This is a genomic window from Pseudomonas sp. P8_229 (assembly GCF_034008635.1).
Taxonomy (GTDB): domain Bacteria; phylum Pseudomonadota; class Gammaproteobacteria; order Pseudomonadales; family Pseudomonadaceae; genus Aquipseudomonas.
Genome location: NZ_CP125378.1, coordinates 1,371,999 through 1,397,674 on the forward strand (window position 1 = coordinate 1,371,999; position 25,676 = coordinate 1,397,674).

26 protein-coding genes and 1 pseudogene are annotated in these 25,676 nt (G+C 59.6%); 9 read left to right on the top strand and 18 right to left on the bottom strand.

What is annotated here, in order from left to right:
* Positions 1–121 precede the first annotated feature (121 nt).
* From QMK55_RS06220 to QMK55_RS06230, 3 genes are all read right to left on the bottom strand, one after another.
* Positions 122–610 carry a GNAT family N-acetyltransferase gene (locus QMK55_RS06220; RefSeq protein ID WP_102357000.1) on the bottom strand — a complete coding sequence of 163 codons (489 nt, stop codon included), beginning with the start codon at positions 608–610 and terminating at the stop codon, positions 122–124.
* Positions 611–933: 323 nt separating this feature from the next.
* A complete protein-coding gene (locus QMK55_RS06225) occupies positions 934–1,428 on the bottom strand; it encodes a GyrI-like domain-containing protein (RefSeq protein WP_102356998.1) in 495 nt (164 codons plus the stop codon).
* A gap of 69 nt (positions 1,429–1,497) precedes the next feature.
* Positions 1,498–2,160: a LysE family translocator gene (locus QMK55_RS06230; RefSeq protein ID WP_102356997.1), complete on the bottom strand. Its 663-nt coding sequence runs from the start codon at positions 2,158–2,160 to the stop codon at positions 1,498–1,500.
* Between the two features lie 137 nt (positions 2,161–2,297).
* On the opposite strand from QMK55_RS06230, the gene alaC reads away from it, so the two are divergent.
* Positions 2,298–3,515 (top strand): alanine transaminase, encoded by a 1,218-nt coding sequence (gene alaC, locus QMK55_RS06235; RefSeq protein ID WP_102356995.1) that lies wholly within the window; start codon positions 2,298–2,300, stop codon positions 3,513–3,515.
* 168 nt (positions 3,516–3,683) lie between these two features.
* On the opposite strand, the gene QMK55_RS06240 is transcribed toward alaC, so the two are convergent.
* Together QMK55_RS06240 and QMK55_RS06245 are read right to left on the bottom strand one after the other, a co-directional pair.
* A complete protein-coding gene (locus tag QMK55_RS06240; protein WP_102356994.1) occupies positions 3,684–5,039 on the bottom strand; it encodes a GntP family permease in 1,356 nt (451 codons plus the stop codon).
* A gap of 82 nt (positions 5,040–5,121) precedes the next feature.
* A complete protein-coding gene (locus QMK55_RS06245; protein WP_102356992.1) occupies positions 5,122–5,655 on the bottom strand; it encodes a gluconokinase in 534 nt (177 codons plus the stop codon).
* 215 nt (positions 5,656–5,870) lie between these two features.
* On the opposite strand from QMK55_RS06245, the gene QMK55_RS06250 reads away from it, so the two are divergent.
* Positions 5,871–6,902, top strand: a complete 1,032-nt coding sequence (locus QMK55_RS06250) for a LacI family DNA-binding transcriptional regulator (RefSeq protein WP_102357027.1) — start codon at positions 5,871–5,873, stop codon at positions 6,900–6,902.
* A gap of 70 nt (positions 6,903–6,972) precedes the next feature.
* Here QMK55_RS06250 and QMK55_RS06255 read toward each other — a convergent pair whose 3' ends face one another.
* Positions 6,973–7,845: a LysR family transcriptional regulator gene (locus QMK55_RS06255; protein ID WP_102356991.1), complete on the bottom strand. Its 873-nt coding sequence runs from the start codon at positions 7,843–7,845 to the stop codon at positions 6,973–6,975.
* Between the two features lie 121 nt (positions 7,846–7,966).
* On the opposite strand from QMK55_RS06255, the gene QMK55_RS06260 reads away from it, so the two are divergent.
* The 4 genes from QMK55_RS06260 to QMK55_RS06275 all read left to right on the top strand — a co-directional run bounded on the left by QMK55_RS06260 (position 7,967) and on the right by QMK55_RS06275 (position 11,270).
* Positions 7,967–8,407: a PACE efflux transporter gene (locus QMK55_RS06260; protein WP_102356989.1), complete on the top strand. Its 441-nt coding sequence runs from the start codon at positions 7,967–7,969 to the stop codon at positions 8,405–8,407.
* 125 nt (positions 8,408–8,532) lie between these two features.
* Positions 8,533–9,957, top strand: a complete 1,425-nt coding sequence (locus QMK55_RS06265; protein ID WP_102356988.1) for an MFS transporter — start codon at positions 8,533–8,535, stop codon at positions 9,955–9,957.
* A 156-nt stretch (positions 9,958–10,113) separates the two neighbouring features.
* Complete coding sequence (locus QMK55_RS06270; protein WP_102357026.1) at positions 10,114–10,674, top strand: hypothetical protein; 561 nt, start codon at positions 10,114–10,116, stop codon at positions 10,672–10,674.
* A gap of 194 nt (positions 10,675–10,868) precedes the next feature.
* Positions 10,869–11,270, top strand: coding sequence for a hypothetical protein (locus QMK55_RS06275; RefSeq protein WP_320328872.1), 402 nt, complete (start codon positions 10,869–10,871; stop codon positions 11,268–11,270).
* A gap of 71 nt (positions 11,271–11,341) precedes the next feature.
* Here the strand turns inward: QMK55_RS06275 and QMK55_RS28555 are convergent, their stop codons facing one another.
* The 3 genes and pseudogenes from QMK55_RS28555 to QMK55_RS06285 all read right to left on the bottom strand — a co-directional run bounded on the left by QMK55_RS28555 (position 11,342) and on the right by QMK55_RS06285 (position 13,960).
* Positions 11,342–11,881, bottom strand: a complete 540-nt coding sequence (locus QMK55_RS28555) for a methyl-accepting chemotaxis protein (protein WP_256588188.1) — start codon at positions 11,879–11,881, stop codon at positions 11,342–11,344.
* Positions 11,882–11,884: 3 nt separating this feature from the next.
* Positions 11,885–12,661: pseudogene (locus tag QMK55_RS28560) on the bottom strand (PAS domain-containing protein); the annotation flags it as partial.
* Positions 12,662–13,069: 408 nt separating this feature from the next.
* Positions 13,070–13,960: a LysR family transcriptional regulator gene (locus QMK55_RS06285; protein WP_102356984.1), complete on the bottom strand. Its 891-nt coding sequence runs from the start codon at positions 13,958–13,960 to the stop codon at positions 13,070–13,072.
* A gap of 99 nt (positions 13,961–14,059) precedes the next feature.
* On the opposite strand from QMK55_RS06285, the gene gstA reads away from it, so the two are divergent.
* Entirely contained in the window at positions 14,060–14,653 is a 594-nt protein-coding gene (gstA, locus tag QMK55_RS06290; protein WP_102356983.1) for a glutathione transferase GstA, read from the top strand.
* Between the two features lie 125 nt (positions 14,654–14,778).
* On the opposite strand, the gene QMK55_RS06295 is transcribed toward gstA, so the two are convergent.
* The 4 genes from QMK55_RS06295 to QMK55_RS06310 all read right to left on the bottom strand — a co-directional run bounded on the left by QMK55_RS06295 (position 14,779) and on the right by QMK55_RS06310 (position 18,306).
* Positions 14,779–15,792 (bottom strand): ABC transporter substrate-binding protein, encoded by a 1,014-nt coding sequence (locus tag QMK55_RS06295; RefSeq protein WP_320328874.1) that lies wholly within the window; start codon positions 15,790–15,792, stop codon positions 14,779–14,781.
* The gene (locus tag QMK55_RS06300; RefSeq protein WP_320328875.1) at positions 15,789–16,316 is read right to left on the bottom strand and encodes a sigma-70 family RNA polymerase sigma factor; all 528 of its coding nucleotides are present in this window, start codon (positions 16,314–16,316) and stop codon (positions 15,789–15,791) included. Before QMK55_RS06300 ends, QMK55_RS06295 begins: the two co-directional genes overlap by 4 nt.
* Positions 16,317–16,430: 114 nt before the next feature.
* Positions 16,431–17,222 carry a phosphate/phosphite/phosphonate ABC transporter substrate-binding protein gene (locus tag QMK55_RS06305; protein WP_320328876.1) on the bottom strand — a complete coding sequence of 264 codons (792 nt, stop codon included), beginning with the start codon at positions 17,220–17,222 and terminating at the stop codon, positions 16,431–16,433.
* 142 nt (positions 17,223–17,364) lie between these two features.
* Positions 17,365–18,306, bottom strand: coding sequence for a fatty acid desaturase (locus QMK55_RS06310; protein ID WP_320328877.1), 942 nt, complete (start codon positions 18,304–18,306; stop codon positions 17,365–17,367).
* A 325-nt stretch (positions 18,307–18,631) separates the two neighbouring features.
* Between QMK55_RS06310 and QMK55_RS06315 the strand changes: the two genes are divergently transcribed.
* A complete protein-coding gene (locus QMK55_RS06315; RefSeq protein ID WP_102356978.1) occupies positions 18,632–19,048 on the top strand; it encodes a GNAT family N-acetyltransferase in 417 nt (138 codons plus the stop codon).
* Positions 19,049–19,173: 125 nt separating this feature from the next.
* Here the strand turns inward: QMK55_RS06315 and def are convergent, their stop codons facing one another.
* From def to QMK55_RS06330, 3 genes are all read right to left on the bottom strand, one after another.
* The gene (gene def, locus QMK55_RS06320; protein WP_320328878.1) at positions 19,174–19,713 is read right to left on the bottom strand and encodes a peptide deformylase; all 540 of its coding nucleotides are present in this window, start codon (positions 19,711–19,713) and stop codon (positions 19,174–19,176) included.
* Between the two features lie 2 nt (positions 19,714–19,715).
* Positions 19,716–20,666: a YihY/virulence factor BrkB family protein gene (locus QMK55_RS06325; RefSeq protein ID WP_320328879.1), complete on the bottom strand. Its 951-nt coding sequence runs from the start codon at positions 20,664–20,666 to the stop codon at positions 19,716–19,718.
* Between the two features lie 162 nt (positions 20,667–20,828).
* Positions 20,829–21,020: a CsbD family protein gene (locus QMK55_RS06330; protein WP_027612573.1), complete on the bottom strand. Its 192-nt coding sequence runs from the start codon at positions 21,018–21,020 to the stop codon at positions 20,829–20,831.
* A gap of 197 nt (positions 21,021–21,217) precedes the next feature.
* On the opposite strand from QMK55_RS06330, the gene QMK55_RS06335 reads away from it, so the two are divergent.
* Complete coding sequence (locus QMK55_RS06335; protein WP_007969330.1) at positions 21,218–21,595, top strand: hypothetical protein; 378 nt, start codon at positions 21,218–21,220, stop codon at positions 21,593–21,595.
* Between the two features lie 235 nt (positions 21,596–21,830).
* Here QMK55_RS06335 and fadD1 read toward each other — a convergent pair whose 3' ends face one another.
* Together fadD1 and fadD2 are read right to left on the bottom strand one after the other, a co-directional pair.
* Positions 21,831–23,528 carry a long-chain-fatty-acid--CoA ligase FadD1 gene (fadD1, locus tag QMK55_RS06340; RefSeq protein ID WP_102356975.1) on the bottom strand — a complete coding sequence of 566 codons (1,698 nt, stop codon included), beginning with the start codon at positions 23,526–23,528 and terminating at the stop codon, positions 21,831–21,833.
* A gap of 368 nt (positions 23,529–23,896) precedes the next feature.
* The gene (fadD2, locus tag QMK55_RS06345) at positions 23,897–25,585 is read right to left on the bottom strand and encodes a long-chain-fatty-acid--CoA ligase FadD2 (RefSeq protein WP_102356974.1); all 1,689 of its coding nucleotides are present in this window, start codon (positions 25,583–25,585) and stop codon (positions 23,897–23,899) included.
* Between the last annotated feature and the right edge of the window lie 91 nt (positions 25,586–25,676).

Here is a 25,676-nt window from a genome sequence, read left to right on the forward strand (position 1 = left end):
CCGACACGCCCCCCTGTAGGAGTGAGCCTGCTCGCGATAGCAGTGTGTCAGTCACGTAAATGTCACTGATTAACCGCTATCGCGAGCAGGCTCACTCCTACAGGTTTTGATCGGGGTTGGATCAGAGAGTCAGGATCATCTCGTGCCACGCCATCCCGCCGTGATCGGACTCCGATGGCTTGATGTAGGCAAAGCCGAACCCGGCATACAGCGGGATGTGCTTTTCCTTGCACATCAGATGAATCGTCGCTTTATCCATCCCGCGCATGCGCTCGATGAACTCGGCCATCAAGCGCTTGGCCAGGCCCTGGCCCTGGTAGTCCGGGTGCACCACCACCGACATGATCACCACATTCGGCCCCTTCGGATCGTGGCCGATCAGTTCCTTGAACGCCTCGTCCGACATCTGCACATCAAACGCCGCGCCCGAGTTGATGAAACCGGCGACCACCCCGTCCACTTCGGCCACGATGAAGCCTTCCGGCCAAGTGGCGATGCGCGTGGCAATCTTCTCACGGGTGGCGGCTTCATCGCCTTCGTAGGCAACGGTTTCGATGGTGTAGCAGCGCTCCAGGTCGGCGGCGGTGACGTTGCGGATGACGGTGTTCATGGCAGCTCGAAAATCAGCGGAGAAAGGTCCGCAAAGCATAAAGGAATAAGGTGTTCATATCGATCCGCGCGGGCGGCGTAAAGCCTGCGTATAAGCGCTTTTCTTCGTGCGATGGGCGGGCTATTTCTGCGGTGTGTCTCTGATCACCCTTGGGGGAAACCGCTTATGAGCAGCGTTGAAATCGGCCTGTTGATGGTATTGGGCATCAGTACGTTCGGCTTTATCACCCTGGGCATCGACCTGTTGCGGGCGCGACGGGTGACCAAGGGAAAGCGCGGTTGAACAACATGCGGCGGATCAGTGATCCGCCACATGTGGCTGGCTCAGGCCTTGGTATCGACCGGCACGCAGATTTCCAGTTTGCCGGTGTTCAGCCGCGGATTGAAATCGGCGCTGTAGCGCTCCAGCTCCGGAGCATTGAGTTCCACGTAGTGGGAAGTCGGCAGCCAGGTCTTGTAGATGTATTGCAGAGTCTGCGGCAATTGTTCGAGCGGTCCCTTGTGCTCGAACACCGCGTACTGGCGGGGCAGCACTTCGACCCACTGATAGACCTTCTGGTCGAGGTCATCGAGCTTGCTGATTTCCACTCCGGCGATGTAATCGAAGCCGCCCTGGCCGTCGAAATTGCTGCACACCCCGTAGGTCACTTCGTTTTTTTGTCCCTGTATCTTGCCCAGGTGCGGCAAGAACTTTTCCCACAGCGCAGGGATGTCCTTGGCGGTGTCCTGAGTAAATCGACCACGAAGTCCTGCAATCAGCAGGAAGTGTCCATGTTCGAAGCGAGGCTCAGCCACTTCGACGCGTTTTTGCTCATCCATGACTCGACTCCTGGAACAAAAAAAGGGGGTTCGGCTGGTGAGTATAGAAGCCAAACCCGATTCGCAATGTTACAAGGCGTGCAACTGGTCGGCAGCCCCGGAGCCAACGAACTCGTTATAACCGGATACGATCACGTAAACCGCGAAATAGCAGAAGATCGCCGCAGATGCCATGTAGCAATAGCGCAATAGCTTGTCACCGAGCAGCTTGCCACCGTGGCTCGCGGCAAAGCACAAACCGGCCGACCACAGCAGCCCCGCGCAAAGGAAACCACCGAGGAACAGCGCCGAACTCACCGGGCCGCCGCCACCGGAGCGGGCGATCAAGGTGCCGCCGACCGCGGCAAACCACAAAATCGCGCTCGGCGAGGACATGGCGAGGAAGATCCCGCGAAAGAACTCCTTGCGATGCGAGTTCTGCCCCACCTCCGTCGTCGCCGCCAACTGCGCCTCGTGGTGAATCGCCGAATAGATCATCTTCGCCGCAAAGTAGATCAGCAGCACCGAACCACCCATCCACAGCACCCAGCGCACGCTTTCGTACTGCAGCAGCACGGTCATCCCGGCCAGCGCCAGCACCGCGTAAATCAAGTCACCGACGCAGGTACCGAGGCCCAGAGCGAAGCCCTGAAAGTAACCGCGCTGCATCGCCAGAGTGATCATCGCGATGTTGGCCACGCCGATGTCCAGGCACAGCGAGAGGCTCAGCAAGAAGCCGCTGGTGAATTCCATTAAGCATTTCCTTGGGAAAAATTATTGTCGTGCGCGCTGGACAGTCTGCCATCGCTGCCCTTATCTTCGGCCACAGGTCACCGCAGTGACCAGCGTCGCTCGGACGGTTCCGGGCGCTTACGTTATCCGAGGCAACAATGGCTGAACAAGGTTCGCCGCGCCGCTTTGCGCGCATAGATCGACTCCCCCCTTACGTTTTCAACATCACCGCCGAGCTGAAGATGGCCGCGCGTCGTCGTGGTGAAGACATCATCGACTTGAGCATGGGCAACCCCGACGGGGCCACGCCGCCGCATATTGTCGAAAAACTCGTCCAGGTCGCCCAGCGCGAAGACACCCACGGTTACTCCACGTCCAAGGGTATTCCGCGCCTGCGCCGGGCGATTTCCAACTGGTACAAGGAACGCTACGCGGTCGACATCGACCCGGAAAGCGAAGCCATCGTCACCATCGGCTCCAAGGAAGGCCTGGCGCATTTGATGCTGGCGACCCTGGATCAGGGCGACACCGTACTGGTGCCGAACCCAAGCTACCCGATTCACATCTACGGTGCGGTGATTGCCGGCGCCCAGGTGCGTTCGGTGCCGCTGGTGCCGGGCGTGGACTTCTTCGATGAATTGGAACGGGCGATTCGCGGCTCGATCCCGAAGCCGAAGATGATGATCCTTGGCTTCCCGTCCAACCCCACTGCACAGTGCGTGGAGCTGGATTTCTTCGAACGGGTGATCGCCCTCGCCAAGCAGTACGACGTGCTGGTGATTCACGATCTGGCTTACGCCGACATCGTCTACGACGGCTGGAAAGCCCCGTCGATCATGCAAGTGCCGGGCGCCAAGGACATCGCGGTGGAGTTTTTCACCCTGTCCAAGAGCTACAACATGGCCGGCTGGCGCATCGGTTTCATGGTCGGCAACCCGGAGCTGGTCAACGCCCTGGCGCGGATCAAGAGCTACCACGACTACGGCACGTTCACCCCGCTGCAAGTGGCGGCGATTGCCGCGCTGGAAGGCGATCAGCAATGCGTGCGCGACATCGCCGAGCAGTATCGCCAGCGCCGCAACGTGCTGGTCAAAGGTCTGCATGAGCTGGGCTGGATGGTCGAGAATCCGAAAGCCTCGATGTATGTCTGGGCAAAGATCCCCGAGGCTTACGCACACCTCGGTTCGCTGGAGTTCGCCAAGAAACTGCTGGCCGAGGCCAAGGTCTGCGTCTCGCCGGGGGTTGGTTTTGGTGAGTATGGCGACGATCACGTGCGCTTCGCGCTGATCGAAAACCAGGACCGGATTCGTCAGGCGGTGCGCGGGATTCGCGGGATGTTCCGGGCGGATGGTCTGACCCCGAAGACCTCTGCCTGACGCATCTGATCGTTCCCACGCTCTGCGTGGGAATGCCGCAATGGACGCTCTGCGTCCGCTTTGGGACGCAGAGCGTCCCGGGATGCATTCCCACGCAGAGCGTGGGAACGATCCATCAGGCACAAAAAAACCGCATCGCTGCGGTTTTTTTGTGTCTGGCGTTCGGGATTAAACGAACAGCGACAACAGCAGGATAAAGCCCAACGCAACCACCGACAGGATGGTTTCCATCGCCGTCCAGGTCTTGAACGTCTCGGCCACCGTCATGTTGAAGTACTGCTTCACCAGCCAGAAACCGGCATCGTTCACATGGGACAGGATCAACGAACCGGCGCCGGTAGCGAGCACCAGCAGCTCACGGTTGACGCCCGGGATCATCCCCACCACCGGCACCACGATGCCCGCGCCAGTGATGGTCGCCACCGTCGCCGAACCGGTGGCGATACGAATCACCGCCGCCACCAGCCACGCCAGCAAAATCGGCGAGATCTGCGCACTGACCGCCATGTGGCCGATCACGTCGCCCACGCCGCTGGTCACCAGCATCTGCTTGAAGCCACCACCGGCGCCGATGATCAGGATGATCGCGGCGGTCGGTGCCAGGCTCGCATCCAGCCACTTGAGCATCTGCTGGGAACCGATGCCCTGCTTGTGACCGAAGGTGTACAGCGACAGCAGCAATGCCAGCAGCAGTGCCGAGATCGGGTGACCGATCATGTCCATCCAGGTGCGGAAGAAGTGACCGTCCGGCAGCGCTACGTCGGCGAAGGTTTTCAGCAGCATCAGGAACACCGGCAGCAGCACGGTGATCAGGGTGATGCTGAAGCTCGGCAGTTTGGCCGAGTCATCGTTTTCACGGGCCAGTTGATCGACCAGCTCCTGATTCGGATGACCGGGGATGTGCTTGGCAATGAAGGTACCGAAAATCGGACCGGCAATGATCGCGGTCGGCAGCGCAACGATCAGACCGTAGAGAATGGTCTTGCCGATGTCGGCGCCGAACACGCCGATTGCCAGCAACGGCCCCGGGTGCGGCGGCACCAGGCCGTGTACGGCGGACAGGCCGGCGAGCAGCGGGATACCGATCTTGATGATCGACACGCCGGTGCGGCGGGCAACGATGAACACCAGCGGAATCAGCAGCACGAAGCCGATTTCGAAGAACAGCGGAATGCCCACCAGGAACGCGGCGAACATCATTGCCCACTGCACTCTTTCTTTACCGAACGCACGGATCAGGGTCTGGGCGATCTGATCGGCCCCGCCCGACTCGGCCATCATTTTGCCGAGCATGGTGCCCAGCGCGAGGATGATGCCGACGAAACCGAGCACGCCACCGAAGCCGTCCTGGAACGCCTTGATGATGGTGCCGATCGGCATGCCGGACGTCAGGCCAAGGAACGCGGCCGCGATGGTCAGGGAGATAAAGGGGTGAATCTTGAATTTGGTGATCAGGATAATCAGGCCGATTACCGTGACCACTGCATCGAGCAGCAGGTAGGCGTCGTGGGACATGCCAAACATTGGGGGTGTCTCCTGGCTTGTTGTTGTTATTAAAGCGGGTTAAACAGAATTCGTGAGGACAGCGCTAGCTCTTTCAACACACTCATACCGCCTGTTTCAGGCCGTGCGCCTGCCACCAGACGTGCGCCTGGGCCGCCAGTTCTTCAACACTGTGGATCGAAGCATTCAGTGCCAACGTCAGCGGCTCGCCGACCGGCGATTCGAGCGTGGCGAACTGGCTTTCGATCAACGTCGCCGGCATGAAGTGGCCCGGGCGATGGGACACACGGTCGGCGGCGACTTCAGGGGTCAGCTCAAGGAACACGAAGCCCAGGCCCGGCAAGGCGCTGCGCAACACTTCACGATAACTGTGTTTAAGGGCCGAGCACGTCAGCACCGGACGCTCGCCCAGTGCATCGATACGACGCAATTCAACGCACAGGCTGTCGAGCCAGCCGGCACGGTCTTCGTCGTTCAGGGGGATCCCCGCGCTCATCTTTTCGATGTTGGCGGCCGGATGAAAAGTATCGCCTTCAATGGCAGTGGCGCCGCTCAATAGGCACAGGGCCTCGCTGACGCACGTCTTGCCGCAACCGGCAACGCCCATGATGACCAGGGCGGTGATGGGATGACTCATATAACACCTCAGCGCGCAGACAGCGCTACCTTTGCTAGCTATGACTCTAGTGCACAGGCAGAAGTTGCCGACGCCTTCTTGTCGTTTTTTTGGGTTGCAGCAGGTTTGCGCCCAACGCCAAAAAGCGAAGATCAGGCAGGACCTCGCTTACGCATTTACAGCTGCATCAGGACAGCGCTACCTTAGTGCCTTGATTTTTGTTTGGCAAGCCGTCGATGACCACCCCTAAAAACGATAAAAATACCCGCACCACCGGCCGTCCCACCCTCAATGAAGTTGCCCGCCTGGCCGGTGTCAGTCCGATTACCGCCTCTCGCGCCTTGCGTGGGGTCAGCACCGTGGCCACCGAGTTGGTGGAAAAAGTGCAGAAAGCAGCCAGTGAACTCAACTATGTGGTCAACCCTGCCGCCCGCGCTTTAGCCTCGGCGCAGAGCCATTCGGTGGTGGTGTTGGTGCCGTCGCTGTCCAACCTGTTGTTCATCGATACCCTGGAAGCCATTCATCGGGTGCTCACGCCCAAGGGCTTCGAAGTGCTGATCGGCAACTTCCACTATTCGCGTGATGAAGAAGAAAACCTGCTGCGCAACTACATGGCTTATCAGCCCCGTGGTTTGTTGCTGACCGGGTTTGATCGCACGGAAAGTTCGCGACGGATGATCGAGGCCAGCAACATTCCCTGCGTGTACATGATGGAACTGGACAGCGCCGCCGGGGTGAACTGCGTGGGTTTCTCCCAGCTCAGCGCCGGCGAAACGGCGGCCGAGCACTTGCTCTCCCGTGGCCGCAAGCGCCTGGCCTACATCGGCGCGCAACTCGATCAGCGCACCTTGTTGCGCGGCGAGGGTTTCCGCAAAGCCCTGCAGAAGGCCGGGCGTTATGACCCGGACCTGGAAGTACTGACCCCGCGATCCTCGTCGGTGGGCCTGGGCGGTGAGTTGTTCCTGCAACTGCTGGCGGCGCATCCGGATGTCGATGCGATCTTCTTTGGTAACGACGACCTGGCGCAGGGCGCCCTGCTCGAAGCGCTGCGCAACGGGATCAAGATCCCTGATCAGGTGGCGATCCTCGGTTTCAACGACCTGCCGATGTCCGAACACATGGTGCCGCGCCTGAGCAGCATCAATACCCCGCGTGAAGCGATTGGCCGGCGGGCGGCGGAGCAGATGCTGACGTTGATGGCGGGCAACAATGTTGCACGTCCGGTGGAAGACATGGGCTTTGAACTGAAAGTCCGTGAAAGCACCTGACCTCAGAAATCCCCGTGGTGGTCACAACTGCTGGGTTGAAACCCAATCCCACAGGGGATCTGTGTCGGGTTCAGTGGCCGAGCAGGTCGACCAGGGCCAACGCGCCCTTCTGCAGCGGCTGGCTCTTGAGCCACACCGCATGCACCGGCAGCACCAGACCGTTTTCTATGTTGCGAAAATTCAGCCGCTTCAAGCGCCCGCTGTCCAGCCACGGCTGCACCATCGACAGCGGGAAATTGCCCCAGCCCAACCCCGCCTCGACCATCTCCAGCGCCGCCTCCAGGGTGTCGGTGCGCCAGTGCGATTCGGCCACCAGTGGCCGGGTTTCGCTGATCGGCAAATCACGGCTGGCGACGAAAATCTGCCGCACGTGCACCAGGTCTTCGAGAAACAGATCCTGCCCCTGCAATAACGGACTGTCCGCCGCCAGCGTGGCGATCATCCGTTCGCTGCCGACAAACTGAAAGCGCTCCAGCACGTTCATGCTCAACCCGGCAAACGCCAGACACACGCTGACGCGGCCACTGTGCAGCATCGCCAACACGTCGTCCTGCGGCGCGGTCAGTACTTCGATGTCGAGCAGTGGATGGCGCTCGGCAATCACCTTGATCGCGGCGAGCAAGCGCCGACGGTCGATGTCCGCGACCACACCGATCGACAACTTGCTCTCCAGCCCCAACGACAACTCCACCGCATGCACTTGCAGTTGCTTGAGTTGCTCGGCAATCAGCCGCGCATGGGGCACCAGCGACAGTGCCATGGCCGTCGGCTGCGGTTCGCGATGGCTACGGTCGAACAGCGGATAACCGAGCTCCGCTTCCAGATTACCGATGCCCATGCTGACCGCCGACGGCACCCGGCCCAGCGCGCGGGCAGCCGCGGAAAACGAGCCACGTTCGATCACCGCAAGAAACAGTTCGATGCTGTCGCTGTTGAAATTCACTTCATCTACCTATCACCAAAACTGAAAGCTACTGACTTTTTCTGTCACTACTATTGAAGCTATCTTTCGCCGCCTCCGCCAGTCCCGCTGGCCATCGATTTCAAGACAGAGGCAAATCCGCATGCAAGGCGTCAAACGCAAACTGGTCTATGTGTCGCTCTACGAAGTGATCGGCATGACCTTCTCCGCCCTCGGCCTGGCGCTGCTCTCCGGCACCTCGCCCGGCAGCACCGGGCCGTTGGCGGTGATCATCACCACCATTGCCGTGACCTGGAATTTCATTTACACCACGCTGTTCGAGCACTGGGAAAGCCGCCAGACGTCGCGCACGCGCACAGTCAAACGGCGCATCGCCCACGCGGTCGGCTTTCAACTGACGCTGATCGTGTTCCTGATCCCGCTGATCGCATGGTGGATGAACATCAGTCTGGTGCAGGCATTCCTGCTGGACCTGGCGCTGATCATTTTCATCCCGTGCTACACGTTCGCCTTCAACTGGCTGTTCGATCGCCTCTTCGGCTTGCCGGCCTCGGCGCTGCCCGATTCAACCGCTGCGGCATAAATCGTTAATGGGTAAACAGTTATTGCAAGAAATCGGCGTTTTTTCCCGGCAAACCGCCGATATTCACAAGCCGTGAACTCCGATAGCAGGCTAAGCTTTTCCATCAATAAAAAATGGACCCGCCCATGACTGCTCACGCCCCTGCCGCCGCGCAACGCGATGGCATTGACCCGATACGCGCCGCCGAGATTTCCGCCCGCATCGACCGCCTCCCTGCCGTCGCCACGATCTGGCGGCTGGTGGCGCTGTTGTCGATCGGTGGTTTCTTCGAACTCTACGACCTGTTCCAGACCGCCTACATCAGCCCCGGCCTGATCCGCGACGGGATCTTCGCCACCGGCAATCAGGGCGTGTTCGGTTTCTCCGATCAGGCAGCGTTTGCTTCGGCGACCTTCCTTGGCCTGTTCCTCGGCGCCAGTCTGCTCAGCCCGTTGGCCGATCGTTTCGGCCGCCGCGCGATCTTCACCTTTGCGCTGGTCTGGTACACGGTGGCCACGGTGCTGATGGGGATTCAAAGTTCGGCGTTGGGGATCATCTGCATGCGCTTTCTGGTCGGCATCGGCCTCGGTATCGAATTGGTGACCATCGATGCCTACCTCTCGGAACTGGTGCCCAAACGCATGCGCAGTTCGGCGTTTGCCTTCGCGTTTTTCGTGCAATTCCTGTCAGTGCCGGCGGTGGCGTTGATGTCGTGGTGGCTGGTGCCGCAGGCGCCATTCGGTGTGTCCGGCTGGCGTTGGGTGGTATTGGCGAGTGCGGTGTTTGCGCTGTTCATCTGGTGGCTGCGCAAGCGCCTGCCGGAATCGCCACGCTGGTTGGCGCAACATGGCCGCTTTGATGAGGCGAACCGGATTCTCGACAACATCGAAGCGCGCTGCGAGAAGGATCACGGTAAAGCGCTGGACACTCCTGAAGCCGTTCCGGTCGACGTCGAAGGCAAAGGCCGCTTCGCCGATATCTGGCAGCCGCCGTATCGCCGCCGCGCGTTGATGCTGATCGTCTTTCACGTGTTCCAGGCCATCGGCTTCTTCGGTTTCGGCAACTGGCTGCCGGCGCTGCTCTCCGGCCAAGGCGTCAGCGTCACCCACAGTTTGATGTACGCCTTCATCATCACCCTCGCCTACCCGCTCGGGCCGCTGCTGTTCGTGAAGTTCGCCAACCGTTTCGAGAACAAGTGGCAGATTGTCGGCTCGGCCCTCGGCGCCATGACGTTCGGCACCTTGTTTGCGCTACAGACCAGCGCGTTCGGTCTGATCTTCTGCGGGGTGATGATCACCTTCTGCAATGCATGGCTGAGCTTCAGTTATCACTCGTACCAGAGCGAATTGTTCCCGACCAACATCCGTGCGCGGGCGGTGGGGTTCTGCTATTCGTTCAGCCGTCTGTCGACGGTGTTCAGCAGCCTGTTGATTGGCTTGTTCCTGGATAACTTCGGCACGCCCGGGGTGCTCGCGTTCATCGTCAGCAGCATGCTGATCGTGATGCTGACCATCGGCTGGTTCGGCCCGCGCACGCGCAACCTGGCGCTGGAGAACATCGCCCATCGCTGACGGCCGCGCGGTCATCCTCTGCCGCCTGACGGCAAGGGATGACCGCTTTGTTCCGCATGCCCGAGCAGCAACGCATTGAAATAGCGGGATTTGCCGCAAAGGCACGGTAATTGCTGCGGCAGGCCTGTCAGCAATAATTCAAAGGTCTCCATCATGATGTTGGTCAGTGCAAAACAGCAGCAACTCATCCACCTGCCCAAGCGACTGGCGGAAGATGCGACCACGACCGCCGCTGCCGGTCTGCAAAGTGGCCTGCACGGCGCCATGCTGCAATCGCTGCAGAATCAGGCCCAGTCGCAAGCCACCGATGCGACGTCCAAGGTGCAGGATTCGGCCACGCAGATCGCCACCCAACAGGTGGCCGCCGCCGCGCGCATCAGCGACAACGTCGACGAGGCGTTCGCCAAGACCCGCGTCGGTCTGCAAACCACCGATGCCACGGCTGCCAGCACCACCACCGGCACCTCGGCCACCGACGCGTTCAAGGACTACATGAGCAAGTCGCCGGAACAACGCCTGCGCGACAGTATCCTCCAGAGTATGGGCATCACCGAAGACGACATCAAAGCCATGCCGCCGGAGAAACAACTGGCCATCGGCAAAGAAATCGCCGAGCGTTTGCAGGACAAAATGAAGTTGGCGCAGGCGGACAAAGACAACGTCAATGACGTCAAGGACAGCGACAAGTTGGCGGACAAGTTTCTCGCTGCCCTCTAGTGGCATCGGCAATGGGTGGGGTCTACCGACCCTGCTTATTCCACGCCCGTCCTAGGAATCTGCTCGAAACCGTTCATCAGAAAAGCGAAACACCTGTCAGAACTATCAGTTACATACAGATAAATGAACGCTGTTTAATCAGCTCGTGATCACATTCGTGTTCACCGATCCTACGCACAAAAAAGGAGTTCTGTATGAGAACTGATACATTTGAAGGACATTGCACGGGCAAGTCGATGCAAGATGGTGAGCCGGCCGGATCTGATTTCGTAGCGACTCGGGTATTTTTCTTCGACGATATATTCGCCGGTCAAAAACCAGCAACCGGAGAGTTTATCCAGATCTACTATGGAGAGGCCCTCACACCTAGCCCCAAACCTTACGAACTTGATGTAAAAAATGAAGTCGGGAGCCTGATCAGGCTGGAGTATAAATCCAAGGACAGTTCCAGAATTTTTTACGCAGAGGGAAAACTCACGGTGACAATCAGTGAAAACTCTCAGAAGGGCACTTTCGACGGCACCTACTTTAATGAATCAGGAAAACTTACAAAATTCGAAGTAGATTTTTCGGCTGAAGAATCTGTTAACCGTTAAAAGCATTTACATCGAAGAGCGGGCATTACTGCCCGCTTTTGCGCCACCAGGGTTGCTGAAGGTTTACGCCATCAATTCAGCTGCAACGTTGCATTGAACTGCCCGATCGCATCCACCACATGCCGCGATCCCTGCTGAATTTCCTGAATCACCGCCCCCGCCTCGTTCGCCAGTTCCACGCCAAGCCCGGTACGGCTCAAACTCGACTGCATGCTCGACACCGCACTCAACGACAAATCATGGTTCTTGCGCACCACATCGACGATCTCAAGTGTCGCCTGACTGGTCCGCGCCGCCAGGCTGCGCACCTCATCCGCGACCACCGCAAAACCACGCCCATGTTCACCGGCCCGCGCCGCTTCAATCGCCGCATTCAGTGCCAGCAAGTTGGTTTGATCGGCAATTCCGCGAATGGTCTGCACGATGGTGCCGATGATGTCCGACTGTTTGCTCACCGCATCGATACTCAGCGCCGCTTCGTTGAGGTCGCGGGAAATGTCCTGAATGATTTGCACGGTTTGTTGCACGACTTGTGAGCCTTTTTGCGCACAAGCGTCGTTTTGTACCGAGGTGCTATGGGCCGACTCCGCGGCGTTTTGCAGCGTGGTCATCTGGCTGGTGATGTCGCTGGCGAACTTGACCACTTTGTACAAACGGCCCTTGGCGTCGAACAGCGGGTTGTACGAGGCTTCTAGGTAGACCATCTGCCCGGACTTGTTCTTGCGTTCGAAACGGTGCGAGTGATATTCGCCGCGATTGAGCGATGCCCAGAACGCCTTGTACTGTGCCGATTCGGCTTCGGAACGGTGACAAAACATACTGTGATGGTGGCCGACGATTTCATTGAGCGAGTACTGCATCGTTCTCAGAAAGTTGTCGTTGGCGTTTATCACGTTGCCTTCCGGGGTGAACTCGATCACCGCCATCGAACGACTGATCGCCGCCAGCATGCTTTCTTCTTCGTGCTCTTTGTTGACCCGCGCGGTGATGTCCGCCGCCACTTTGATCACACTTTTGACTTGTTTGTCCGGGCCATAAACCGGCATGTAACTGGCTTCGAGCCAGATCTCCTTGCCGGATTTGTTCAAGCGCAAAAACGTCCCGCTGATCGGTTCTCCCCGGGCCAGGTCGCGCCATAATCTGGCGTATTCCTCGCTGCGGTAAAACGCTTCTTCACAAAACACCCGGTGATGTTTGCCCCGCACTTCCTCGGCGCTGTAGCCCATGGTCTTGCAGAAGTTTTCGTTGGCATCCAGAACAATGCCTTCGGGCGTGAATTCGATCATCGCCATCGAGCGGCTGATCGCTTCGAGCTTGGCGTTGGCTTCGGTCAAGGCGCAGCTGAAACGCTCGATTTCCTGCAGGTCAGCCTTGTGATGTAGGTTGAACATGGTTGTATCACCTTCCGCGCGGTCTTTTGATTTGATGAAAGTTCAGATCTTTCAGAATCCACCACTACGTTCCACAGAACAGGCGCACGCATTCCTCCACGGGAGGAAGTTGTCAGGTGATAAATGACGTTTAATCGGAGAGTCCATGCAGCGACGCTCTAATCAAGACATCCTTCTCTTGATAGCCCGCGAGCGGGCCAGCCCTAACGTGCAGAAGAACTTCCATGTACCACAGGCTCCTTGTTGGTTCAGTGTCCGGTGCCTTGGGTTGCGCACTCTGGCAGCGTTGAAATCACGGCTAACAGATGACGGTCGACATAGTTAGTTACAGCTCAGCATAGCCAGCGCTATGCGGTGCGCAAGGCCACTAGTCGGCCAGTATCTGGCACTTTTTGCACAAGAATCGGTTCAGCGCGTCGTTGCGTGAGCCGTATCTGCCAGCAGATCCAACAAGGCCTGCACCGCCGGTGAGGGCGTCTGCCCCGCTGGCAGCACCAGCGAAAACACCCGTTCGATGCGTGGCGCCAGGGCAATAACCCGCAGTCCCTGCCTGTCCGCCGGCAAGGTCATTTCCGGCACCAGCGTCACGCCGAGGTTTTCCCGAACCAGGGTGAAGGCGCTGCTCCATTCGCGCACCTCGACCCGCACATCCTGCAACTGCAACCCGGCGGCGACGGCGAGGCTGCGGGCATTGGTCGAGCAACCACCGGTGGCCAGCACAAACGGCAACGCCGACAACTCTTGCAGGCTCACGCCCTGCTCGGTTCCGCGCAGCGCAAGCGGGTGCCCCGCCGGCACCACCGCCACCCAGGCATCACGGCCCAACGGCCCGGCATTGCGCTCGGGCGCCGGATTGAGCACCACGCCGACATCTACCAGACCGGCCGCCAACAGGGTTTCGACCTCGTCGTCGCTGACCTCCAGCGCCACCACTTCGATGCCCGGGTACAGGCGATTGAACTGACGCAGCAGTGGCGGCAGAAAACTCGCCAGCACCATGGGGAAACTCGCCAGACGGATCGTCCCGCGCAGCATCGGGCGGACGCTGTCGACAGTCTGGCGAATGGTCTCCAGCGCGCCGAGCATCAGCCGTGCCTGTTCGATCACCGGCAGGCCGATGGCGGTGGGCAGGGTCTGACGGCTTTCGCGACTGAACAGTTGCACACCGAGGGTTTCTTCCATCAACGCCAAGGCCTGGCTGGCGCCGGACTGCGTCATGCCGATCCGTTCGGCGGCGCGGGTGATGTTGCCGTGATCAGCCACGGCGACCACCAGCCGCCAATGCATCAGGTTCATCATGCCAGTAGCTGTCCTTATGGCTGCTTTCTGAAAGATTAATTTTACCGAGGGTGCGCTGCACTATGACACTGGCGCCAAATCCTCACCAGAGCGCTACCGATGAAGCTGTATTACGCCCCTCAAGCCTGTTCGCTGGCGCCGCATATTGTGCTGCGCGAACTGAAACTGCCCTTCGTGCTGATCCGCGTCGACAACCGCAGCAAGCGCACCGCCAGCGGCGAAGACTTTCTCGCGATCAATCCCAAGGGTTATGTCGCGGCCCTGCAACTGGACAACGGTGCGGTACTGACCGAAAGCCCGGCAATCCTCCAGTATCTGGCGGATCTGCAGCCGCAATCGGGGCTGGCACCAGCGCCTGGCAGTTTCGAACGGGTGCGCTTGCAAGAGTGGCTGAACTTCGTCTCGAGCGAGATCCACGGCGGCCTCGGCGCACTGTTCGACGAACGCCTGCCGGCCGAGGTGATCAAGGAGAAGTTGTTCAGGCGCTTTGCGGTGTTGGTCGCGGTGCTGGAGCAGCAGGATTATCTGCTGCCGAGTGGATTCAGCGTGGCGGATGCGCTGCTGTTTGTGGTGCTGCGTTGGGCCGGGTTGTTTGATATCGACTTGACGCAGTGGCCGGCGTTGGCGCGGTTTCAGGCGCGGATTGAGCAGCGGCCGACAGTGATCGCGGCGCTGGCGGCGGAAGCGGCGTAAGTCTTCAGATCATTCGCGAGCAGGCTCGCTCCCACATTGGATTTGTGGCGTGCACAAAACCTCTGTGGGAGCGGGCTTGCTCGCGAAAGCGGTGGTTCAAACGCCCCGGATCAAACGGTTGAAACTCAAAGCCCCGCTGTCACCCTGCTCGCCACTTCCCCCGGTACCCACGCCTGCCACACCTGCGGTTGATTGCGCAAAAACGCTTCGGCGACCTGACGCGGTGGCTGGCGTTTTTCGCTCATTGCGGCCAGCGTGCGGTTCAGCAGATCAATCGGCAAATCGACTTTCTCAAAGAACGTCACCAACTCCGGGTACTGCGCCTTGAACGGTGCCGACACGCCAATCGCCAGGCTCGCCGGCATCGAGCGCGTGCCCTTGGGGTTCGGGTTATTGGCATCGGCCAGGGTCTTCCAGGCCTCGGCATCGAACGGCGGTTCTTCGAGTTTTACCAGTTTGAATCGGCCCAGCAGCGGCGTCGGCGACCAGTAGTAGAACAGCACCGGTTTGCCACGTTTGATCGACGACGCCACCTCGGCATCCAGCGCTGCACCAGAGCCGGTGCGGAAGTTGACGTAGCTGTCGGTCAGCGCATAGGCCTTGAGCTTCTGGCTGTTGACGATTTCCGAAGTCCAGCCAGTCGGGCTGTTGAGGAATCGTCCACGGCTCGGGTCTTCCGGGTCGCGGAACACCTCCTTGTAGCGCGGCAGGTCGGCCACCGACTTCAGCTCCGGCGCCAACGGTTTGATCCCGCGTTCAGAGTCGCCCTTGATCACGTATTCCGGCACCCACCAGCCCTCGGTCGCGCCCTTGACCGTATCGCCGAGGCCGAACACCTTGCCTTCAGCGGCCGCCTTGACCCACGCCGGACTGCGCCCGGCCCATTCCTCGCCGATCACCTGAATATCGTTTTTCGCCAGCGCCGCTTCCAGGCTGACGGTGCTGCCCGGCAGCGTATCGGTCGGGTAGCCGTAGCCTTTTTCGACGATCAGCCGCAGCACTTCGGTGATGAAACTGCCGCTCTCCCAAGTGATGTCACCGAAGTGGATCGGCGCGGTTTTCTCCGCCGCCGAAACAGCGCCGACGCTCAGGCTCAGCGCCAGCAACGAGCTGCCGAGCAGGGTTTTGATCGATCTCATGCGGACCTCTTGTCTGTCAGGATTTGATTGGCACTGTGGCGATCGCACAGGGCCTGGGAGCGGCTCATGTACACGCTGACCGAACGTTGCGAGATACCCAGTTCGGCGGCGATTTGCGGGTAGGTCAGGCCATCGACCCGCGCCAGCAGAAAGGTCGAGCGAACCTTGCCGGGCAGGCGCTGCAGGCTGCGGTCGAGGCGGTTCAGGGTTTGTCGCTGTTGCGTGAGTTCTTCCGGCGAAGCGGCACACTCGGCCTCGACTTGCTGCGCATGGCGCCGCGCCAGATCGGCACGCCGCCAATGCTGATAAAGCAGGCGCTGGGCGATGGTGGTGAGCAAGGCGCGGGGTTCGCGGATGGCAGTCAGTGCGGGCGCTTCGAGCAGGCGAACGAAGGTTTCGGACGTGAGGTCTTCGGCACTCGCCGGGTCTTGCAGTTGCCGGCGCAGGTAGTTGCGCAGCCAGTGGTAATGGGCGCGAAACAGGCCTTCAACGGTGTGGCGATGCAATGGATCGGCGCCGGACATAGGGGCTCCTTGGCAAGGGGTCGCTGAATGTCCGGTGATCCGGTGGCGCGATCGTAGCAAGGCACCTTATTCGTTAAAAATACTTAAAAAGAATCTTTATATTCCATAAAGAAATTAGCGCAGTTGACCATAACCCTGTGCCTGGGCCTCGCGTTGATAACCGAGCAGGACCTCATAATCACTTTCGTTGGCCGGCAATACGTGGAGCAGTCCGAGGGTGCGCGCGACGTCGGGCAACTCGTCCAGCGACTGATTCATCACCTGGAGTAGCTGTTCGATCTGCTCATCAGTGGCGGTGGCAGCGGTGATAAACGGCAACGTCGGGCTGTACGCACTGCGCGCCACGACCCGCAAGCCACTGACCTCATCCGGCGCGTATTGCGCAAGGTACGCATAGGTAACGCTGTCGATGGCCGCCAGATCGCCGCGATCCTCCCGCACCCAGCGCAGGCTCTCACGGTGCGCGCCACTGATGCCGACCGTGGCGAAGAACTGCCCGTCGCGGTGCAACGGCGCCAGACGCTGGCGCAACAGGTTCATGCCGCTGTTGGAGTCCTCACTGTTGATCACCCCGCGACTGCCGCGAAAGTCCGCCAAGGTTGTGCGCACATCATCAGCGCGACTGAGGATCATGCTGCAGTGATTGCCGGCACTGGCGTCGGGCAGTTCGTAACGTGGACGACCGACGAGGCGCACCTGACCGCGTAGCAAGGTCATCAACGGGTAGCCGCAGGTTTGCGTCAGCAGCAGGCTGGGCGATAACCAGAGTTCGGGGAGTGACAGGCTTTCGGCGTTCAGGCGGCAATGGCCCAGGTGGTCGAGGATGCGCGAGATCCAGCATTCGTTGGCCGCACGAATTGGCTCGGGGGCGACATACATCAGCAGTTCGGCGTGGTGTTGGGTCATACACATTATTTCCCTGCAAATACATGACCTGTGGGAGCGGGCTTGCTCGCGAAGGGGCCGGCACATTCAACCTGGATGTCGACAGACAGATCGCCTTCGCGAGCAAGCCCGCTCCCACAAGGGTTCCGTGCTGATCTTGAGGTCAGTGATACGGATGCTGCGGACTGTCGATCGGTTTGAACCCGTTCTGCCGCCACAACTGCCCATAGCCTTGCACCAGAAAGCCGCCACTGCGCGCCACCCACTGCTCGCGGCGCATGCGATAGGCCGCAGGCAAGTCGTACCACGCCAGCCCTGGCAGATCATGATGCACCAGATGAAAGTTCAGGTTCAGAAACAGCCAGCGCCACGGCCAGCCGGCCTCGTTGAGCACGGTACGCTGCTCCGGTTGCGCGTGCGGGCGGTGTTCATAATAGGAGCGGATCATCGCAATCGTCAGTGCCGGCACACTGATCAGCAGCAAGTAGTGCCAGACCGGCAACACGCTGTAGCGTGCGACGAACCACAGCATCAACAGGGTGAACCCGCCGTGGATCAGCCACATCAGCCAGGCCTGGCGCTCGCGGTTTTTCAGACGTTGCAGTTCTTCGCTGGCCAGCGCCAGTAACGCCAGCGGCGCGCCAATCGCGAAGCGACCGAGCACGGTCTTGTTCAGCCAGTGCAGGCTCCGTTCGAACAGCGAACTGCCCTGCCAGCGCGACGCTGTCAGGTACCGGCTTTCCGGGTCGACGCCGGGCACGGTCAGGTTTTCATCGCGGTGATGCAACAGATGGCTGTCACGGTAAAGCGTGTACGGATACCACACCGCAAACGGTGCATAACCGAGGAGTTTATTAACCCCTGTCCAGCGCGTCGGATGACCGTGCAGCAACTCGTGCTGCACCGACAGCCACAGCACCAGCAACGGAATCAGCAGCAATGTACTCAAGCTGCGGCCGAGCCACTGGCTGTTGAGCACAATGGCGAACCAGCCGCCGTACACGCCGATCAGCAATAACCAGGTCGGCCATTCGGTGCGGGCGGTAAAACGTTGGCGCAGGGTTTCGATCCGTTGCCGGTGATCGGCGTCGAAGTAATGGGGCATGGCGTGGCTCGGAACGGGAATCTTCCCCTTCTGTGCAACGAGCCCGCTGAATCTTGCAGATTATTTTTAGCGCTTGAGCGGGAGCCCGAGAACCGGGCCCCCGAGGAACCCGATCAATGACCGAAAATATCGACTTTCTTGGCTTTCTTCTCCGCACGCTTTTCAATGGCGGTCTTGGCCGGTTTCTTCTTCGCGGCTTTCTTTGAATCCATACCTTTGGACATGATGCGTACTCCACTCACAGGGATGTAGGCTCAGGTATACACCTATCCCGCGTCGTGCGTTCTTTTATAATCGGCGCTTTGCCCGCCGACAGTCCGATCCCATGTCCGATACCCAATACAGCCTGCTCGACGCCTCTCTATGGCCGTTGATGAACAAGTTTTACCGCAGCCACCAATCGTCGATGAAGGCAGTGCGCGATGCGCAACTGTGGGTGGCGCGGCGCGATGAGATCGTTGCCGCGTTGTGTTTGCGCCCGGTGGCGGGTGGACGCTGGTTGACGGGGTTGTTTGTCGATCCCACGTGTCGTGAACAAGGGATTGCCGCACAGTTGATCGCGGCGGCAGTGCAGGAAATGAGCGAGCCGGTGTGGCTGTTCTGTCACCCGGATCTGCGTGGGTTTTATGAGCGGCGCGGGTTCACCTTCGACCCGGCGCTGCCGCAGGCGATGGCGGAGCGCTTGAGTCGGTATGCGCGGAGCAAGCCGATGATTGCGATGGAGCTGAGACCTTCAATCTGACGCAAAACCCAATGTGGGAGCGAGCTTGCTCGCGAAAGCGGCGTGTCATTCGATGCATTTTTCGCCTGACAAGACGCCTTCGCGAGCAAGCTCGCTCCCACAAGGGTTTTGGGGTGTTGACGGGATCAGTCGTCAGCCGTGGGATCGAGGTCCGGGAACATCACTTCGGTAAATCCGAACTTGCTGAAATCGGTGATGCGCGACGGGTACAGCCGGCCGATCAGGTGATCGCATTCGTGCTGCACGACGCGGGCGTGGAAACCTGAGGCGATACGCACAATCGGCTCGCCCTTGGGATCAACACCCTCGTAGCGAATCTGCTGATAGCGGTCCACCGCGCCACGCAAGCCCGGCACCGACAGACAGCCTTCAAAGCCCTCTTCCGTCAGCGGGCTCAGTGGCGTGATCAACGGATTGATCAGGATCGTCTGCGGCACCGCTTCAGCCTCGGGATAGCGCTCACTGTGCTCGAAACCGAAGATCACCAGTTGCAGGTCGACGCCAATCTGCGGCGCGGCCAGGCCGACGCCACCGACGCTTTCCATGGTCTGGAACATGTCATCGATCAGTTGCCACAGCTCGGGGCTGTCGAACATCTCGGCCGGTACAGGCGGGGCGATACGCAGCAGGCGTTCGTCGCCCATTTTGAGGATTTCACGAATCATGATCAGGCTTCGTCAGTGTCCGGCTTGAGCGAGTGGTCGCGCCCCAGGCCCGAGACATGTTGTTTGGGGTGTTCATCGAGTTCGCCCGGGACTTTCTCGCCCGGCTCCTTGCCCTCGCTGGACATGTGTTCGATCACCGCATTCATCTCGGCCCCGAGCAGCAGCACCGCCGAGGAAATATAGAAATACAGCAGCAGCACGATGATCGCCCCGATGCTGCCATACATCGCGTTGTAGTTGGCGAAGGTTTTGACGTAGAACGCAAAGCCCAACGAGGCGATGATCCACACCACCACGGCCAGCACCGAGCCCGGGGTGATGAAGCGGAATTCCTGTTTGACGTCAGGCATCACGTAGTAGATCAGCGCCACGGCAACCATCATCAGAATCACGATCACCGGCCAGCGCGCAATCGTCCACACCGTGACAATGAAGTCTTCCAGACCCACCTGCGCGGCAATCCAGCCCATCACCTGCGGCCCGAGCACCATCAGCGCGGCGGCGGCCAGCAGCATGCCGGCGATGCCGACGGTGTAGAAAATCGACAGTGGAAAGCGCTTCCAGATCGGCCGGCCTTCGACCACATCATAAGCGGCGTTCATCGCGCTCATCATCAGGCGCACACCGGCAGAGGCGGTGTACAGGGCGATGACGATACCGAACGAGAGCAAGCCGCCCTTGGACTGCTGCAACTGATCGATCACCGGGTTGACCTGGTCCAGCGCCTGCGGCGGCAGCACCAGTTCCGATTGCAGACGCAGCCAGGTGAAGAAGTCCGGCAGGTGCAGGAAACCGATCAGGGCAATCAGGAACAGAATGAACGGGAACAGCGAGAACAGCATCTGGTAGGCCAGCGCCGAGGCGTAGGTGGACATCTCGTCGTCGATGAATTCAGTGACCGTGCGCACCATCACCCGGTGCAAGGGCAGACCTTTCATGTCCGGAAAAATCATTCGCGTCTCCTTTCGCCGCAAACAGGTTGAAGTCGTGGCGACTCAGGGGCCGTTTTTTACATCACGGTAGCCTACTTGGCGACCTTCGTGGATGACCGTCGGGTTTTGACACAAAAACGGCCATCCTTGGATGGCCGTTCCGGTGTTTCGTTCAAGGCTCGATTACGCCTTGTCGACACCTTTTTTGATGGCGTCCTTGGCTTTGCCGACAGCTTGCTGGGCCTCGCCTTTTTTCTCTTGCAGCTTGCCTTCGGCTTGCAGCTTGGTGTTGTCGGTGGCTTTACCGACGCCTTGCTTGACGTTGCCGACCGCTTCGTTGGCCATGCCTTTTACTTTATCGCCTGTGCTACTCATGGTGTTTCTCCTTGGTGCATTGAAGGGGAAAAGTCAGTACGTAATGATTGACTGGGCGGGTTTGCCACGAGTTTCATTTATTTTTCGCCCTTCATTTCGTCGTGCAACGCAGGTTGGGCTTTATGTTTGCCCCTCAAGCCCCGAGAATGCGCACCTATGGGCGCCGTGCGCCAACGATCAGATCCCGCAGGAATGTTATGAAACTCGATAAAAAGCAGGCCATTGCCCGTCGTAACCAGGAACTGGGCGGTGCTGTGCTCGGCACCAACAACTGCCACTTCGCCGAACTGAACCGCAACCGCAACATCTGGTGGTTCGACCTGCCAGTGACGCGCCTGGCCGTCGGTCAGTACGAGTGGATTCACCTGCTGATGCACACCCCGGCCACCGACGAGCTGCTGCACCTGAAAGTGCCGACGGTGTTCCTGCGGGAAAAACTCGAAGGCCTGGTGATTCGCAACGAAGGCAAGCGCAAGGCCGCGTTGAGTCTGGAATTGAGCGCGGACAAGGATTCGTACCTGCAGGACATGCGTCCGGCGGGGACCAACGTGAATTTCGCGCCGTTCCGTCAGTAGGATCAGTGCCGCTCCCTTCCCCTCACCCTAACCCTCTCCCAAGGGAGAGGGAACTGACCGAGGTGTTTGGGCGAGGTACGCCGACATGGGATATCGAGTCGAACTCAGGTTTTGAACTGCACGCGATCGGCCCCCTCTCCTTCGGGAGAGGGCTGGGGTGAGGGGCAGGTTCAACGCTTAACCCAAGCCATGCTCCGCACCAACAAAAAGCCCCGCATCTGCGGGGCTTTTTGGTTTAGGCGGCGGACTTGGCCTTGATCTTCTTCAGCTCTTCATCACGCAACTCGCGGCGCAGGATCTTGCCGACGTTGGTGGTCGGCAGCGCGTCGCGGAACTCGACCGAACGCGGGACCTTGTAGCCGGTGACGTTGGCGCGCATGTGCTCCATCACGGTTTCCTTGGTCAGGGTCACACCCGGCCTGGCAACGATGAAAATCTTGATCGCCTCACCCGACTTCTCGTCCGGCACGCCGATGGCGGCGCACTGCAACACGCCCGGCAGCGTCGCCAGCACGTCTTCCAGCTCGTTCGGATAAACGTTGAAACCGGAGACCAGAATCATGTCTTTCTTGCGATCGACAATGCGCATGTAGCCATCGGGCTGGATCAGCGCGATATCACCGGTCTTCAGCCAGCCTTCGCTGTCGAGCATTTCATCGGTGGCTTCCTGACGCTGCCAGTAACCTTTCATCACTTGCGGGCCTTTGATGCACAGCTCGCCGATCTCGCCCAGCGGCTGCTCGACACCAGCATCGTCGATGACTTTGCACAGGGTCGACGGCACTGGAATGCCGATGGTGCCGATCTGGATGTGCTGGATCGGGTTGACCGTGGCCACCGGACTGGTTTCGGTCATGCCGTAACCTTCGCAAATCGAGCAGCCGGTCACCGCTTTCCAACGCTCGGCTGCGGCCAGTTGCAGGGCCATGCCGCCGGACAGGGTGACTTTCAGGTTGGAGAAATCCAGCTTGCGGAAGCCTTCGTTGTTGCACAGCGCCACGAACAGCGTGTTCAGGCCGACAAAGCCGCTGAACTTCCACTTCGACAGCTCCTTGACCATCGCCGGCAGGTCGCGCGGGTTGCTGATCAGGATGTTGTGGTTGCCGATCAGCATCATCGCCATGCAATGAAAGGTGAACGCATAGATGTGGTACAGCGGCAGCGGCGTGATCAGGATCTCGCAACCTTCATTGAGGTTGGAGCCCATGAGTGCCTTGCACTGCAGCATGTTGGCGACGAGGTTGCGATGGGTGAGCATCGCGCCCTTGGCCACGCCGGTGGTGCCGCCGGTGTATTGCAGCACCGCGACATCGCTGCTGTGCGGATTGGCTTCGGCCACAGGCTGGCCCTGGCCCTTGCTCAGCACGTCGTTGAACTTGACGGCTTTAGGCAAGTGATAGGCCGGCACCATCTTCTTCACGTACTTGATCACGCTGTTGATCAACAGGCGTTTGACCGGCGGCAGCAGGTCGGCGACTTCGGTGACGATGACGTGTTTGACGCCGGTTTTCGGCACCACGGTTTCCGCCAGGTGCGCCATGTTGGCCAGGCAAACCAGGGCTTTGGCGCCGGAGTCGTTGAATTGGTGTTCCATTTCCCGCGCGGTGTACAGCGGGTTGGTGTTGACCACGATCAGCCCGGCGCGGATCGCACCGAAAACGGCGACCGGGTACTGCAGAACATTGGGCAGTTGCACGGCGATTCGATCACCGGGCTGCAAGTCGGTATGCTGTTGCAGATACGCAGCAAACGCGCCGGACAATTCGTACAGTTCACCGTAGGTGATTGTCTTGCCCAGGTTGCTGAAAGCCGGTTTGTTGGCGAAGCGTTGGCAAGATTGCTTCAACACTGCCTGAATATTCGGGTACTCGTCTGGATTGATGTCGGCAGCAATTCCAGCCGGGTATTTATCCTTCCAAAAGTCTTCGATCATGGAAGCCCACTCCTCAGCAACGCGAATTCTTCACCGCATTTGATGCGATTATTATTGGTGTGTGTTTTGTATTGGTGAATCTGGCTTTCAGATAGGCCGAGAAGTCACAAAGCGCGCCGAGAGTAGCAGCTTTGCCGAGGGCCGACTAGAGCCAAAAGCGGCCTCCACAGTCACTTTGATGACTCAAGACTTTCTAACAGTCATTTTAGAGCAAAAATCCTAGACATCCCTGAAAGCCCCGGTTTTCGGGGTCATCAAACAAAAATTCGCGAGCAGGCTCGCTCCAACAGGGACTACATCTATACCTGTGGGAGCGAGCCTGCTCCGGGCGGCGTTCCGACGAATGCGCGAAGCGCAGCAATTAAGGGCTACGCGATATCGCGCAACTCCCTGCGCAGAATCTTCCCGACCGGCGTCATCGGCAACGACTCACGCAGCACGATGTGTTTCGGCACTTTGTAAGCGGTGAAATTCTCTTTGCAGTAGGCCTTGAGCTCTTCGAGGCTGACCCCGGTTTCCCGTGCAACTACAAACAGCTTCACCGCCTCGCCCGAACGCTCGTCCGGCACACCGATTACCGCGCAGTTGGCGACTTTCGGGTGGGCCATCACCACGTCTTCGATCTCGTTGGGGTACACGTTGAAGCCGGAGACGATGATCATGTCCTTCTTGCGGTCGACGATGCGCACAAAGCCATCCGGGTCGATCACTGCAATGTCACCGGACTTGAACCAGCCCTCGGCATCCAGTACTTCGGCGGTGGCTTCGGGTTGGTGCCAGTAGCCTTTCATGATCTGCGGGCCCTTGATGCACAACTCACCACGTTCGCCCAGCGGCTGCTCGACACCCTCGTCATCGATGACTTTCAGCAGCGTGCCCGGCACCGGCAGGCCGACCGTGCCCAGGCGCGACTTGTCGCCATACGGGTTGGTGCACGCCACCGGCGAGGTTTCGGTCAGGCCGTAACCTTCGGTGATGCGGCAACCGGTGATCTGCTCCCAGCGCTCGGCGGTAGCCTTGACCAGCGCGGTACCGCCAGAGTTGGTCAGCTTGAGGCTGGAGAAATCCAGGGCCTTGAAGTCCGGGTGATCCATCAGCGCGACGAACAGGGTGTTGAGCCCGAGCAACGCCGAGAAGCGCCAGTTCTTCAGCTCCTTGATGAAGCCTGCGATGTCCCGCGGGTTGGTGATCAGTACGTTGTGGTTGCCGGAGACCATCATGCACATGCAGTTCGCGGTGAAGGCATAGATGTGGTACAGCGGCAGCGGCGCCACCATCACCTCCTGCCCTTCGCGCAACAATGGCTGGCCGTCAGGCCCCAACTGCGCCAGGCACGCGCGCACTTGCTGCATGTTCGCCACGAGGTTGCCGTGGGTCAGCATGGCTCCTTTGGCGAGGCCGGTGGTGCCGCCGGTGTATTGCAACACGGCGATGTCGTCGAGGCCGACTTTCAGCGGTTTGATGCCCAGCCCGCGCCCCAGCCGCAGCGCACTCTTGAACGAGATTGCTTGCGGCAACGAATACGCCGGGACCATTTTCTTCACTTTGCTGACCACGGTGTTGATCAGCCAGCCCTTGGCGGTGGGCATCAGGTCGCCCATCTTCGCTTCGATCAGGTATTGCAGGTCAGTGTCGGGCAGCACTTCCTGGACCTTCTGCCCGAACATGTTCAGGTACACCAGCGCCCGGGCACCGGAGTCCTTGAACTGGTGGCGCATCTCGCGCGCGGTGTACAGCGGGTTGGTGTTGACCACGATCAGCCCGGCGCGCAAGGCGCCAAACACGGCAATCGGATATTGCAGCACATTGGGCATCTGCACCGCGATGCGATCTCCCGGCACCAGATCGGTGTGGGCTTGCAAGTAACCGGCAAACGCTGCGCTGTAGCGCTCCAGCTCAGCGTAGGTCAGGGTCACGCCCATGTTGCTGAAGGCTGGACGGTCCGCGAACTTCTTGCAGGAACGCTCAAACACCTCGATCACCGACTTGAACTCGCCCATGTCGATGTCCAGCGGTACGCCAGCGGGGCGTTTGTCATTCCAGAAATCAGGTTGCATTGTTCTTGTCCTCTTTACCTGAATCGATCCGGGAGCCGCTTTCTGTCCTTTTGCTGTTATCCCTTGAAAGCACAAAGCAAAAAGCGGAGCT